Source organism: Aestuariirhabdus haliotis, assembly GCF_023509475.1.
Taxonomy (GTDB): domain Bacteria; phylum Pseudomonadota; class Gammaproteobacteria; order Pseudomonadales; family Aestuariirhabdaceae; genus Aestuariirhabdus; species Aestuariirhabdus haliotis.
This window is the reverse complement of sequence record NZ_JAKSDZ010000004.1, coordinates 45,085-59,167: the sequence shown is the minus strand read 5'-3', so window position 1 is coordinate 59,167 and position 14,083 is coordinate 45,085. Positions and strand designations below refer to the sequence as shown.

At 49.9% G+C, this 14,083-nt stretch carries 11 protein-coding genes; 10 read left to right on the top strand and 1 reads right to left on the bottom strand.

Going from position 1 to position 14,083, the window contains the following annotated elements; genetic code table 11:
• Positions 1-5: 5 nt before the first annotated feature.
• Both MIB40_RS04790 and MIB40_RS04785 read left to right on the top strand, forming a co-directional pair.
• On the top strand, positions 6-1,448 hold the full coding sequence (locus MIB40_RS04790) for a M48 family metalloprotease (RefSeq protein ID WP_249691443.1): 1,443 nt from the start codon (positions 6-8) through the stop codon (positions 1,446-1,448).
• Positions 1,449-1,546: 98 nt separating this feature from the next.
• Positions 1,547-2,809, top strand: a complete 1,263-nt coding sequence (locus MIB40_RS04785; RefSeq protein WP_249691441.1) for a malic enzyme-like NAD(P)-binding protein — start codon at positions 1,547-1,549, stop codon at positions 2,807-2,809.
• A 75-nt stretch (positions 2,810-2,884) separates the two neighbouring features.
• Here the strand turns inward: MIB40_RS04785 and MIB40_RS04780 are convergent, their stop codons facing one another.
• Positions 2,885-5,383 (bottom strand): penicillin-binding protein 1A, encoded by a 2,499-nt coding sequence (locus tag MIB40_RS04780; protein WP_249691439.1) that lies wholly within the window; start codon positions 5,381-5,383, stop codon positions 2,885-2,887.
• Positions 5,384-5,557: 174 nt separating this feature from the next.
• On the opposite strand from MIB40_RS04780, the gene MIB40_RS04775 reads away from it, so the two are divergent.
• From MIB40_RS04775 to MIB40_RS04740, 8 genes are read left to right on the top strand one after another with little or no spacing between them, the layout of a single operon-like run.
• Positions 5,558-6,628, top strand: coding sequence for a pilus assembly protein PilM (locus tag MIB40_RS04775; protein WP_249691437.1), 1,071 nt, complete (start codon positions 5,558-5,560; stop codon positions 6,626-6,628).
• The gene (locus MIB40_RS04770) at positions 6,628-7,200 is read left to right on the top strand and encodes a PilN domain-containing protein (RefSeq protein WP_249691435.1); all 573 of its coding nucleotides are present in this window, start codon (positions 6,628-6,630) and stop codon (positions 7,198-7,200) included. Before MIB40_RS04775 ends, MIB40_RS04770 begins: the two co-directional genes overlap by 1 nt.
• Complete coding sequence (gene pilO / locus MIB40_RS04765) at positions 7,197-7,847, top strand: type IV pilus inner membrane component PilO (protein ID WP_249691433.1); 651 nt, start codon at positions 7,197-7,199, stop codon at positions 7,845-7,847. Before MIB40_RS04770 ends, pilO begins: the two co-directional genes overlap by 4 nt.
• A gap of 13 nt (positions 7,848-7,860) precedes the next feature.
• A complete protein-coding gene (locus MIB40_RS04760) occupies positions 7,861-8,391 on the top strand; it encodes a pilus assembly protein PilP (protein ID WP_249691432.1) in 531 nt (176 codons plus the stop codon).
• An 18-nt stretch (positions 8,392-8,409) separates the two neighbouring features.
• Entirely contained in the window at positions 8,410-10,578 is a 2,169-nt protein-coding gene (pilQ, locus tag MIB40_RS04755) for a type IV pilus secretin PilQ (protein ID WP_249691430.1), read from the top strand.
• A 20-nt stretch (positions 10,579-10,598) separates the two neighbouring features.
• Positions 10,599-11,123 (top strand): shikimate kinase AroK, encoded by a 525-nt coding sequence (gene aroK / locus MIB40_RS04750; RefSeq protein WP_249691428.1) that lies wholly within the window; start codon positions 10,599-10,601, stop codon positions 11,121-11,123.
• A gap of 11 nt (positions 11,124-11,134) precedes the next feature.
• Positions 11,135-12,226: a 3-dehydroquinate synthase gene (gene aroB, locus MIB40_RS04745; protein WP_249691427.1), complete on the top strand. Its 1,092-nt coding sequence runs from the start codon at positions 11,135-11,137 to the stop codon at positions 12,224-12,226.
• Positions 12,227-12,236: 10 nt separating this feature from the next.
• The gene (locus tag MIB40_RS04740) at positions 12,237-13,874 is read left to right on the top strand and encodes an AAA family ATPase (RefSeq protein ID WP_249691425.1); all 1,638 of its coding nucleotides are present in this window, start codon (positions 12,237-12,239) and stop codon (positions 13,872-13,874) included.
• Positions 13,875-14,083: the final 209 nt, after the last annotated feature.

Sequence of the window (14,083 nt, the reverse complement as noted above, 5' to 3'; positions counted from 1 at the left end):
ATTACATGCCCGTTGTATTGTTGCTTCGTTGTTTGGCGGTAATTGTTTCCATGCTATGGCTAGGCGGCTGTGCGGTTAATCCGGCGACCGGCGATCACGATTTTGTCTTGATGACCGAAGACGATGAAATCAGTATGGGGCGAAAATATAACCAGAAAATTCGCAATCAGTACCCCATCTACGAAGATCAGAAGTTGCAGCAATATGTGCAAGAAATCGGACAAAGAGTCGCTCGCAATAGCCACCGAAGTGCGCTGAGTTACCAGTTCACGGTCATCGATACGCCGGATATCAACGCCTTTGCTTTACCGGGAGGCTTTATCTACGTGCATCGTGGCCTGATGGCCTACCTTAACTCCGAAGCCGAGTTAGCGGCGGTGCTGGCCCATGAAGTCGGTCACGTTACCGCCAGGCACAGTGTACGACAGCACAGTATGGCAATGACCTCTAATGTGCTGAGCCAGATTGTCGCGGCTTATGCTGGTGGTTCGGCGGGAAATCTCAGTAATATTGCCGGTACGGCGCTGGTGCGAGGCTATGGGCGAGACCATGAGTTGGAAGCCGATGGCTTTGGGGCCGAATATCTGGCGAACTCCGGTTATAATCCCCAGGCGATGATCGAAGTGGTCGAAGTGCTTAAAAATCAGGAAACCTTTGCCCAGCTTCAGGCCAAAGAGAGCGGCCAAAAGGTGGCCAGTTACCACGGTCTGTTTTCCACTCATCCATCAAATGACCAGCGTTTGCAGGAAGTGGTCGGGCGTGTTCCGCCTCGCAGCGATGGGCGAGTGGGGCGTGAAGATTATTTAAAAATGATCGATGGTATGGCGTTTGGTAACAGTGCGGCCCAGGGCATTGTGGATGGTCGACATTTTCTGCACAAATCCATGGATCTGAAAGTGACCTTCCCCGAGGGTTGGAAGTTGCAAAATCAGCCTGATCAGTTAGTAGCAATCGCTCCGGAGGAGAAAGCGTTTTTATTGATTCAGCTGGGCGAGATAAAAAACGGCTACACCCCCGTTCAGTATTTGCGTGAAATGGTAGGTAATAGCACCATGAGGCAAGGTCAGGAGATCAAGGCCAAAGGCTACAGCGGATACAGCGCCATTGTGGATCCTAGAGGCAAGGCGCTACACCGGGTAGCGGTTATCTATTATCAGGGTAAGGTTTTTGAGTTGATTGGCTCCGCCAAGAAAGAGCGTGAGTTCGATGGTTTTGATCAGCTGATGCAGTCGACCATTGCGAGTTTTCGCAAGCTACCCAAGTCGGACTATGACAAAGCGGATGGTTTGCACTTGCGCCGTGTTAAGGTCCGCAAGGGCGATAACTATGCGAGGTTGGCCAAGCGCAGCCCGATCTCCCAGTATGCCGAACAACAGTTACGGCTGATTAATGACCAGTACCCAACGGGTCAGCCGAGCCCGGGTGAATGGGTTAAGTTGGTATATTGATTTCGCTGATATCCGCTATGCACGGGGGTTGCTTGTTAGGAATAGCGGTTTTCTATATCCTTTGGCTCCCCATAATTCATTAGATCGGGACACATGCCATGTCTGAGGATATGAAACAAGCGGCACTTGATTATCATGCCAACCCCAAACCGGGCAAGATCAGCGTAGAACTGACCACCCGCGCGGAAACCTCCCGCGATCTCTCTCTTGCCTACAGTCCGGGTGTTGCGGAGCCTGTCCGTGAAATTGCCCAGGATCCTGAGAATGCTTACAAGTACACTGCCAAGGGTAATCTGGTAGCGGTGATCAGTAATGGTAGCGCCATTTTGGGTCTAGGTAATCTGGGCTCTTTGGCCAGTAAGCCGGTAATGGAAGGCAAGTCTCTTCTGTTTAAGAAGTTTGCTGGTGTGGACTCCATCGACATCGAAGTGGATACCCAGGATCCTCAGGAATTGATTGATACCGTTAAGCTGATTGCTAACACCTTTGGTGGTATTAATCTTGAAGACATCAAAGCGCCAGAATGCTTCGAAGTCGAGCGTGTTCTGATCGAACAATGCGATATTCCTATTTTCCATGACGACCAGCACGGTACCGCTATTGTTACTGCGGCTGGTATGTTGAATGCCCTTGAAATTGCCGGCAAAAGCATCGACAGCGCCAAAATGGTCGTGTTGGGAGCTGGTGCTGCAGCGATCGCGTGCACCAAGCTGCTGATCAGCTGCGGTATGCAAGCGAACAATATTTTTATGCTGGATCGTAAGGGTGTGATCCACAGTGGTCGTGATGACCTGAATGAGCATAAAGCTGAATTTGCCATCGACACCGACAAGCGCACTCTGGATGACGCAATGGACGGCGCCGATGTCTTTCTGGGGCTGTCGGGGCCAAACCTGCTGTCTCCAGAGCAGCTGGCGAAGATGGCGAGTGATCCTATCGTGTTTGCCTGCTCCAACCCGGATCCTGAAATCAAGCCGGAATTGGCCGTTGAAACCCGTAGCGATGTGATTATGGCTACTGGCCGTTCTGATTATCCGAACCAGGTCAATAACGTGTTGGGTTTCCCCTTTATCTTCCGTGGTGCGCTCGATGTGCGCGCGACCAAAATTAATGAAGAGATGAAGGTGGCAGCAGCGCATGCGATCAAGGATCTGGCTAAAGAAGCCGCTCCTGCTGAGGTGCTTAAAGCCTACGGAGTAGATTCATTGGAATTTGGTCGTGATTACATTATTCCCAAGCCAATGGATTCGCGTTTGCTGGGTGCTGTCTCTGGCGCCGTGGCAAAAGCGGCGGTTGATAGCGGCGTTGCTCGTCAACCTTACCCAAGCAATTATCCACTGAACTCAATCGACGATATCTGAGTTGTATTGGATAGCAAAAAGCCCCGCTTAGCGGGGCTTTTTTATGCGCGTTTATTTTTCTCTTATTGTTCTCGGTTAGAACAGTTCCTGGGGAGCCGAATCCTGCTCGTCTTCCAGCTCTATTGGTGATAGAGAAGAGCTGGGAGTGGCGACTGGCGCCAGCTCTTTACGGAAGACCTCAAAAATAGCGTTGGGATCACCGCTGGGTGCTGGTTTGCCGTTCTCGGGATCGATGCGCATCGTGATAATGCCTTCTGGCTGAACCAAGGGGCGCTCTGGCTTGCCTTCCAGTGCTGTTGCCATGTAGTTGATCCAGATGGGAAGAGCTGCGGTGCCGCCGTATTCTCGGCGTCCTAGGGTAATTGGTTGATCAAAACCAACCCAGACCGTCGTGTGAACATCCGGACTAAAGCCGGAGAACCAGGCGTCTTTTTGCTCGTTAGTGGTCCCCGTCTTGCCGCCAATATCCTTACGGCCAAGAACTCGTGCACGTCGGCCGGTACCGGACTGGATCACGTCCCGTAACATGGTGGTCATGATGTAATTAACGCGTTCATCCATGATGCGGGGAGCATCGATGGGGGGAAGTTTAGCGGGCTCACTTTCGCTGGCCTGAGACTCCGAGATTTGGCCGTTATCTTCAGCGTCTGGGATGAGTAGCAGCGTTTGTGATTCTTGCTCAATAAGTTGGCTGAGTTCGCTGTTTGCAGCCTTTAACGCTTCACATTCATCGCGGCACACTCGAACTACCTGTTTTTCAAAGCGCGTTTCATCCAGTTGATCTATGCGGGTGATGAAGTGTGGCATAACGCTGTAACCGCCATTGGCAATGGCAATATAACCTGCAGCAAGATCGTAGGGAGGCATGGTTGCGCTGCCTAGTGCCAAAGACAGGTCTCTGGGTAAAACTCCTGGGTCGAAGCCAAAGCGCTGGACGTATTCCAGAGCCTTGGCGATACCAACACCCTGCAGTAACCGAATAGAAACCAGGTTGCGGGATTTGTACAGTGCGGTTCTTAGTCGAGTAGGGCCATAAAAACGACCGCTGTCATTTTGGGGTCGCCAGGTGTTTTCAAGGCTTTGATCTTCGAAAACGACCGGGGCATCGTTGATGATGGAGGCGGCGGTGAAGCCGTTCTCCAGTGCGGCACTGTAAATAAAGGGCTTGAAGTTCGACCCTGTCTGTCGTGCTGCCTGGGTGGCTCGATTAAACTTGCTGGAGTGGAAATTGAATCCTCCAACGATGGCTAACAGGGCGCCATCGTCCGGGCGAAAAGATACCAGGGCTCCCTGCACCTCAGGGATCTGGGCCAGCCAATAGCTGCCGTCTTGGTGTTGCTCGACACGAATAAGGTCGCCCGGCTGCATGATGTCCGTGGCTTGGGTGGGTTTGTCACCCAGTTTGTTAATGGTTAGGAATTTTCGAGCCCAGGACATGCCTTCCCAGTCGATCAGGGCGATGCCGTCGCGAAGCATGATTTCTGCTTGTTGCTGTTCGGTACTGAGAACGATGGCGGGTTGCAGCTGGCCGACGGCGGAGGTGTTCTTGAGTCGCTCCAGTGCCAGTTCCAGGGACGGTTCGTCGTCGATGGGGAGTTGCGCCTCAGGGCCTCTGTAGCCGTGACGGCGGTCATATTCCATCAGGCCTTGGTGTGCGGCACGATTTGCTGCCTGCTGCAGTTTGCTATCTAGGGTGGTGGTGACGTTATAACCATCGGTATAAATATTACTGCCATATTGTTGCAGCAGTTCCGCACGGACCATTTCCGCAAAGTAGGGTGCTTCCGCTTCATTCTGAAGGCCGTGGTAGCTGGCACTCACGGGTTCCATGCGAGCTTGGTCGTGTTCTGTCGGGCTGATATAGCCCAGTTCCAGCATGCGGTCGAGAATCCAGTTGCGTCTCACTACAGCCCGTTGCGGGTTGACGATGGGGTTGTAGCGTGAAGGTGCCTTGGGTAAACCGGCAATCATTGCCAATTGGGCGAGTGATAATTGATCTATCGGACGACCATAGTAGACCTGCGCGGCGGCCTCTATACCGTAGGCACGGTTGCCTAGATAGATTTTGTTTAGATAAAGCTCGAGGATTTGCTCTTTGGATAGTTCTTGCTCGATCTCAAGAGCAAGAACTATCTCATTGAATTTTCTTGAAAAAACTCGTTTATTGGAAAGGAAGAAGTTTTTGGCTACTTGCATGGTGATGGTGCTGCCGCCAGTGCGAATCTGACCGCTTTGCACCAATTGAACCACCGCCCTTAACAAGCCCTTTACATCGACACCCGGATGTTCATAAAACCGGTCGTCTTCCGCAGAGAGAATAGCCTCTATCATCGCGGGGGGGATTTGCTCAATTTGCAACGGAGTACGCCGTTTTTCACCGAATTCCGCGATAAGCTTGTGGTCGCTGGTATAAATCCGCAAGGGTGTTTGCAAACGCACATCTTTCAGGCTTTCTACCGTTGGTAGGGCGGGGCTCAAATAGAGGTAGGCGCTGGCAAAAATGAGCACAGAGCCACAGATTGTGAGAAAAGTCGCCCAGCACAAAAAACGGGCAAGACGTAATGTGCGTTTCATGAAATTCCAGACAAATTAAGGGGTTAGAAAAAAAAGGGTGCTGAATCCTATGCTCAGCGTCCATTATAAGGAGTTTTTTTTCATTTGATAGATTTGCGCTGTGGCGGAGTCTGTTATTTAATGTAGAAATACACAAATCGTCCGTAAGTATCGGATGCTGATAGGAAATTGGTCGTGGTAAGTCTCTTTAAGAAGAAATCCAATACGGTGTTGGGGATCGATATCAGTTCCACCTCCGTCAAGCTGCTCGAGCTGAGTCGCAGCGGAGATCGGTATCGTGTTGAGGCCTATGGCGTTGAACCCTTGCCGGAAAACGCTGTGGTAGAGAAAAACATCAACGAGCTTGATGTGGTTGGAGATATTGTCTCAAAGGCAGTATCGAAATCTCGCTCATCCTCTCGCAACGCCGCCGTGGCAGTTGCCGGCTCAGCGGTTATCACCAAAACGATAGAGATGGATGGCTCTCTTAATGATCAAGAGCTAGAGAGTCAGATTTCTGTTGAAGCCGATCAATACATTCCTTATCCCCTTGATGAGGTCGCGATCGACTTTGAAGTTCAGGGTGAGTTGGAAAGAAACCCAGGTATGGTTGAGGTCCTATTGGCCGCATGCCGTAAAGAAAATGTCGATATGCGAGAAGCTGCTCTGGCCTTAGGGGGGCTGAGCGCAAAAGTGGTAGACGTCGAGGCCTATGCGATTGAACGAACTTACGATCTGATTCAGCCTCAGTTGGATAAAGCCGACGATGAGCAGGTTGTGGCTATTATCGATATTGGCGCGACTATGACTACGCTTAGTGTGTTGGCTGACGGCAAAACCATTTACACCCGAGAACAGCTATTTGGCGGTAAGCAGCTGACCGAAGAGATTCAGCGTCGTTACGCTATCTCCTTTGAAGAGGCGGGTATGAGCAAGAAGCAAGGCGGTGCCGGCCTACCTGACGAGTACGAAGCAGAAGTGTTGGGGCCCTTCAAGGATGCGGTGGTTCAGCAGGTGTCTCGTTCCTTACAGTTTTTCTTTGCGGCCAGTCAGTATAACGATGTTGACTATGTCATTCTGGCCGGTGGTACCGCGTCACTGGCAGGTTTGGAGCAGATGGTGCAAGAAAAGATTGGTATACACACCTTGGTTGCAAACCCCTTTGCCAATATGACCATAGCTAATAAAGTAAATGCGGCGGCGTTGAGTAGCGATGCGCCCTCTTTGATGATCGCCTGTGGACTGGCGATGAGGAGTTTTGACTGATGGCTCGTATTAACCTGCTGCCGTGGCGGGAAGAGCTGCGGGAAGAGCAAAAGAAACAGTTCCTGACGGTGCTGGCTGGAATTGCGATTATTGCCGCAGGCGTGGTATTTCTTGCCGGACGCGAAGTTGAGGGAATGATAGATCATCAAAATTCCCGCAATGAATTTGTTAAGAAAGAGATCAAGGTTCTGGACGAGAAGATCAAGGAAATTAGTGCGCTACGAAAAAAACGCGAAGAGCTGTTGGCGCGAATGAAGGTGATTCAGGAGCTGCAGGGGACTCGTCCGGTTATTGTCAGGGTATTTGATGAGGTGGCACGTTCGGTGCCAGATGGCGTGTATTTTTCCTCGCTTGCAATTAGTGGTAATAACCTGGTTGTTAAAGGCATTGCTGAATCGAATAATCGGGTCTCCAGTTTGATGCGTGATTTTGATCAATCAGAATGGTTCGCTAGCCCAAACCTACAGGCTGTTAATAAGGCTAGATCTGGCACAGGAAGTGACTTTTCACTAACTGTAACGCAGGTGAACCCGAATCAGTCTCAACCAGGCAAAAAGGGAGGTAAGAAATGAGCCTGTCTGACTCCCTGCAAAAGCTCAATGAGTTCGATATCAATGATCTTGATGTTGAGAATATCGGCAGTTGGCCGGTGGCTGTTAAAGCGATTATTGGCGTTATATTGCTATCCGGTCTTCTCTATGCTGGTTATGCGTTTCATGTTCAAGACATGCTGGTTCAGCTAGAAAGGGTTGAAGCCGAAGAAAAGACCCTAAAAGAGCAGTTCGGTAGAAAGGCTTTTCAGGCGGCTAACCTGCAAGCTTATCGAGACCAGATGGTTGAGATGGAGAGATCATTTGGTGCTTTGGTAAAACAGTTACCCAGTGAGACCGAGGTGGCAGGGCTTCTTGAAGACATTACCCAGGCAGGTATGGGTAGTGGCTTGACATTTAACTCGATCCAGTTACAGAAAGAGCAAACAAAAGGTTTTTATATTGAGCTGCCGATTCAGATATCTGTGCAAGGCAATTACCACGATCTAGGGAGTTTTGTTAGCGCTGTAGCCGCTTTGCCACGTATCGTGACCCTGCATAATTTTACCATCAAGCCTGTTGGTAGAGGGAATAATGAAATTTTGCAAATGTCTATAACCGCGAAGACGTACCGCTATAACGATAAAAGCGGCGGTGGTAAAAAGAAATCTAACAAGCGCAAGAAGTGAGTAGGAACCAGAGATGAAATATATACTTCGCTTGAATGTTTTGGCTCTTTTGGTCCTGCTTATGACCGGTTGTCAATCCGGGAATGAGTTTGCCGATTTGCAAGCCTATATGGATGAACAGCGTGCGCGACCCAAAGGGCAAATACAGCCGCTGCCCAAGTTTACTGCCTATGAAGCCTTTACCTATAGTGCAGCCGGGATGCGTAGCCCATTTCAGCCTCCAGTTGCTGTCGCTGTCGATGATACTCTAGCGCCACCTGAGTCTACGGTCAGGCCTGATCCTGCAAGGGTGAAACAGTTTCTGGAATCATTCGATGTTGCCAGCTTTTCGATGGTGGGCAGCATGAGTAATGAGGGTGGGGTGTGGGCCTTGTTAAAGGGAGGTGATGGGGTGCATCGCGTCAAAGTCGGTGATTATTTGGGGCGTAACCATGGACGCATCACTTCTATCGATGAGAACGAGATCAAATTGGTTGAAATTGTTCCCAGTGGAAAAGATGTGTGGGTAGAACGCCCACGTACGATTGAGCTCCGGGAAGGATAAAGCTCGAGGGACTGTGGCATGAACGAATTACAATTTAATACTTATGGCCGGTGGTTGAAGATGAAGTCCAATATATTTTCTAAGGTAGCGCTCTCTATGATGGCGCTCAGCTTTGCGTTTGTGTCGCAGCTTTCACAGGCTTCAGCGATAAAGAGTTTTGATGCAGCCTCTTTGCCTGGTGAAAAGGTAGAGCTTTCCCTTGAATTTGATGGGGAGGTGCCGACACCGAAAGGCTACACCATTGAGCAGCCTGCCCGAATCTCGATTGATCTTCCGGGAGCCACTAGCGACCTGTCGAGTAAATATAACGAAATCGGGTTTGGTAATGCCCGTAGCGTGACCGTCATCGAGGCCAAGGACCGCACCCGTTTGGTGGTCAATCTGGATGCTCCGGCCAACTATACAACGCGCACAGTGGGCAATCGGTTATATATTCTTATAGGTGCGGACCTAGGGGCCTCACAGGTGGCGGTGGTTCCTGCAACTGCAGCCACTGTGGCTGCCAATGACATGAAAAATGAGCCTTCGGAGCGAGTTACTGTCAAAACCGATCGTATAACAGATATCGATTTTCAGCGCGGGGAACAGGGCGAAGGTAACGTGGTTGTAACGCTTTCCAATGCTAACGTTGCCTTGGATATGAATGAACGGGCGGGTCGTATTGAGCTCCGTTTCCCTGGCACTGAACTGCCTAAGAACTTACAAAACCGCTTGGATGTTATTGACTTTGCTACTCCGGTTAATTTTATCGATGCCAGCTCAGAGAAGGATGGGGCGATCATCGTTGTTGAGCCTAAGGGGAGTTATGACTATCTGGCCTATCAGACGGATACGTCCCTAACCATTAGCGTTAAGCCTCTGAGCGTTGAAGATCTGGAAAAGTTACAAAAAGATCGCTTCTCCTTTACCGGAGAAAAATTGTCGCTTAATTTTCAGGATATAGATGTCCGTTCGGTACTTCAGTTGATTGCTGATTTCACAGACCTGAACCTGGTCGCCAGTGATACCGTTGGTGGCAATATTACGCTTCGATTGCAGAATGTTCCTTGGGATCAGGCTCTTGATCTTGTGCTGAAGGCCAAAGGACTGGACAAGCGAAAGGTTGGCAATGTGCTGATGGTGGCTCCGGCGGAAGAGATTGCCGCCAGGGAAAAGCAAGAACTGGAAAACTCTCAGCAGATATCAGAGCTTGCCCCCACTGTTTCAGAACTAATGGAAGTGAACTACGCAGATGCGGCTGAAGTGGCAGCTATTCTTGAGGGAAGCGGTGATGCCAGCGTGCTCTCTGATCGTGGTTCGGTACAAGTGGTTCAGCGTACTAACAGCCTGTTGTTGAACGATACCCAGAGTAAACTCGATGAGTTGCGGGATCTTGTTAAGCGCATCGATATCCCTGTTAAGCAGGTAATGATTGAGGCGCGCATTGTTAACGCCGAAACCCAATTTGGTCTGAATCTGGGTGTTAAATGGTCCGGTGGTAAGGTCGGTTCCAAAGGCAGTACTGGTAAGAACACCGTTATTGGTGGTTCTGGCACAACAGCAACCTCACCGCCTAGTTCTGCTTCCCCCAACCCGTCGGATAATAGCTTCCTGGATTTAGGGGCTCCTGGCTTTGCTGATGGTCAGTCGGCAGCAGCTTTGGCAATTGGTTTTGCGACCAATAGTACTTTGATTAACCTGGAACTCTCTGCGCTTGAAAGCTCCGGTAAGGGTGAGGTTATCTCGCAGCCCAAAGTGTTTACGGCGGATAAGACCACCGCTCGAATTGAGTCCGGTACTGAAATTCCGTATCAGGAAGCCAGTTCCAGTGGTGCGACCTCTACCTCCTTTAAGAAGGCGGTATTGTCCCTTGAGGTCACTCCGCAAATCACGCCTGATGGCAACATTATCATGGACATTGCGGTCAATAATGACTCGCCTGACGTTTCCAACTCTCCAGCGAATGGTGAAATTGCCATTCGTACACAGAAGATTGAAACACAGGTATTGGTCGCTGATGGAACAACCATCGTATTGGGCGGTATTTTCCAGAACAACAATACTACTCAGGTGACCAAGGTGCCTTTCCTTGGGGATGTGCCTTATCTGGGCTATCTTTTCAGGAGTACCAGTGATTCGGTAACCAAGAGTGAGTTGTTGGTATTCATTACACCAAAAATCATCGATAATGGATTGTCTCTGCGATAACGCCTAGTTATGGATCGATAATGCAGTCTGTGATTTTTCTTGTAGGCCCGATGGGTGCTGGTAAAAGCACCATCGGGCGTTTGCTTTCTAAAGAGCTGGATATTCCTTTTAAGGATTCCGATCACGAAATAGAAGAGCGTAGCGGCGCCGATATTCCCTGGATTTTCGATGTTGAAGGTGAAGCTGGCTTTCGTAAACGAGAATCAACGGTGTTACAAAACTTGGTGGGTGCTGGTGCAATGGTTCTGTCCACAGGGGGCGGAGCAATATTGCTCGAAGAAAATCGACGCCTGATGATGACCTCCGGTACGGTTGTCTATTTGCAGACTACGGTTGAGCAACAGCTCTCTCGAACGGCTCGTGACCGCAAGCGCCCTCTGCTGCAAACGGATAATCCAGAAAAAACCCTCAACGATTTAATGACGATTCGTGAGCCACTTTATCAGCAGGTGGCTGATATAACGGTAAGCACAGAAAATAGTAATCCGCGTATGGTTGTACAAGCGATTGCCGAGCAACTACGTGTTTTACAGCCCAAAAGATAGCTGAGAAAAAAATGCAAACGTTAACTGTTGATCTCGATATTAGAAGTTATCCCATACATATTGGCCAGCAACTGTTACAACATTCTGAGCTATTGACGAAGCATATTTCGGGCAATCAAGTGTTAATAGTGAGTAACGAGACAGTTGCGCCTCTGTATATGGATACGGTCGTTGCCGGTCTGGATGATTATGAAGTGTCGGTGTCGGTTCTTCCAGATGGAGAGCAATACAAAACACTGGAAACCCTTTCGTTGATTTATGACAGTTTGTTGGAAAACCGTCATAACCGCACCACCACCCTGATTGCTCTTGGTGGAGGAGTTGTTGGCGATATGGCGGGTTTTGCTGCAGCCAGTTACCAGCGAGGCGTGAAGTTTATACAGATTCCTACTACTTTACTGTCTCAGGTTGACTCTTCAGTGGGTGGTAAAACCGGGGTTAATCATCCCCTGGGTAAAAATATGATAGGGGCTTTTCATCAGCCTCAGCTGGTGTTGGTTGATTTAGATAGCTTATCCACGCTTCCGGACCGTGAGCTATCGGCAGGTATTGCAGAAGTCATCAAATATGGCCTGTTGTACGACGATGCCTTTTATGGTTGGCTGAAAGCCTCGATGGAGAAACTGGTTGAGCGTGATGTCGAGGCTTTGCAATACGCGATTTACCGCTCCTGTGAAATTAAGGCAGAAATTGTTGCGGCTGATGAGAAAGAATCCGGTCAGCGAGCATTGCTTAATCTGGGGCATACATTTGGTCATGCGATAGAGACTCACCAGGGTTATGGGCAGTGGTTGCATGGTGAGGCGGTTGCGGTAGGGATGTTGATGGCGGCTGACTTATCGGCTCGTCTAGGTTGGATCGCGAATTCAGATGTGGCTGGCTTGAAAAAGCTATTGTTGCGTGCAGGTTTGCCGGTTGTTCCTCCGACTGATATGAGTGCAGAAGACTTCATATCCTTGATGGCTGTGGACAAAAAAGTAATGGATGGTGCGTTGCGGCTGGTACTTCTGAAGCCTATGGGGCATGCTGTCATATCATCAGATTTCCCAATCGATCTGTTGCAGCAAACATTGAATGCCGGGCCTGATTTAGGAGCAAATTAAGGGGGCGAGGGTGTCGCAAGGAGCGAATATCAAGGTAGATGGCAGTGCTTTCAGGCAGCGCCTCGAGGACGCCTTGTTCAGCGCGGAGCCCTCGGCTTCGGCCCTGTTTTTAGGGGCCGGCCGTGAAGATTTATTGCTAAAGCTTGATCACCTAATACAGTTTAGCGAGCTCTTTCTTTTGATCTGCGGTCCGGAGGGCGCCGGAAAAAGCACTCTTTATCATGAGTTTCTCTCACGTCGCGAGGGAACTGTTGGCCTGTCTGCTATAGAGAATTCGAAAGCATTATCTCCGTTAAAAATATCTCAGCGTATTATTACGGCCTCGGGCGGTGGTGAGCTTACACCTGTTGCTGAGCCTACGCAGTTGCTTGGTTTGTTGGAGCAGTATGTTCACCACCCTTTGCTGCTGGTTTTTGATGATGCACATGAACTCTCTGGCGATTGTTGGAGTTTTTTGTTTGAACTGGTTGAGAAGGCAAATAACTCACAAGTGCGGATAAGGGTAGTGGCTTTTGCCGATGCTTTCCTCGATGATGCGCTTGAAAAAAATATACGCCATGATCGATGCCACAGACTGGAGTTGCAACCACTCGATGGACACTCTCTCGAAGACTACGTGGCATTGCAACAGTCTCACGGTCGTTGGCCAGAACTTGGTGGGCTTACCGAGGAGGCTCGACTAAATATTCTAAGGCGCACAGGCGGTGTTTTAGGTGTCGTCGATCAGCTATTGCAAAGGGATTACGACAAGATAGTCGCAAAATCCAATCGCAGGCTCGGATTGCCGAAGGCTCATATGTGGGCTGTGGTAGGTATCGCAACTCTATTGATTTTGTCGTATCTGGCGCAGGGGCTGTTTCAGGGAAGTGAGACGGTTGATAACAGGGTTCCGCTTGATGATGAAGTGGTTCCTGACAATGTTGTTGAAAGCGCCCAGCCCCAGATAGATTCATCTCAAAGTTCTGATCAGGCGCGTCAGCGTTTGCTCGCGGCCGCTCAGCAGGTGGTTGAGCGTCAAAAAAGCTCAAGCGTTGCTGTGGTGCCTCCAGTGGAAAGTGTTTTGGTGGAGCCATCATCAAAGGCTGCTTTGGAAACGTCCGGATTGCCCGAGACCAAAATCAAGGCTGAAGCTGAGAGCGTAAAGCCAGCTTTGATTGATGTCGAAGCTGAGGTCAAGAAGCCAGAGGTCCCATCGTCCGAAGCAAAGCAGTCTGTCGAGCCTCTGGAAACCGAATCCACTTCCAAGGCATCTGTTTCAAAGGCTTCTGCTACTAAACCTCAGGCCGATCCGGCAGAAAAACCAGAGCCTGCTCCCAAGGCTCAATCCAAGCCGGTTACCTTACCTACCTTGAGTGCATCACAGCGTTGGTTGTTGGCGCAGTCGCCTTCTGCCTATAGTTTACAGATGCTCGGTGGTCGTCAACGGCAAGCGGTTGAGGCTTTTATCGGCCGTATGGGGAAGGGGGCAAACTGGCATCTGGTGGAAACTAGCCATCAAGGGAAGGCATGGTATGTCGCACTATATGGCAGTTACCCAAGCCGTGAGGCGGCGCTCGCGGCGGTTAAATCAATGTCAGCTGCACTGCAGGCCCAAAAACCCTGGGCCCGGGCCTTGGGCCCCCTCCAGCTTGAGATTAAAAAGCCCTGATATCTCTATCGTTGCGCCGCACATGTGGCCTCTTTATTTGAAACCGCAATAAGTCTTCCCGTTGCTTCCTATATTGCCGTTATATCTTTCGGGCAATGATCAAAAATGTGATTGAATTTGTGGCAATAGCTCTCGGTGTGTAAAATGGCTGACCCATTTTTCCCTGCGGTCCCACAAATAACACAATATAAAGGGGCTAACTAACTGAT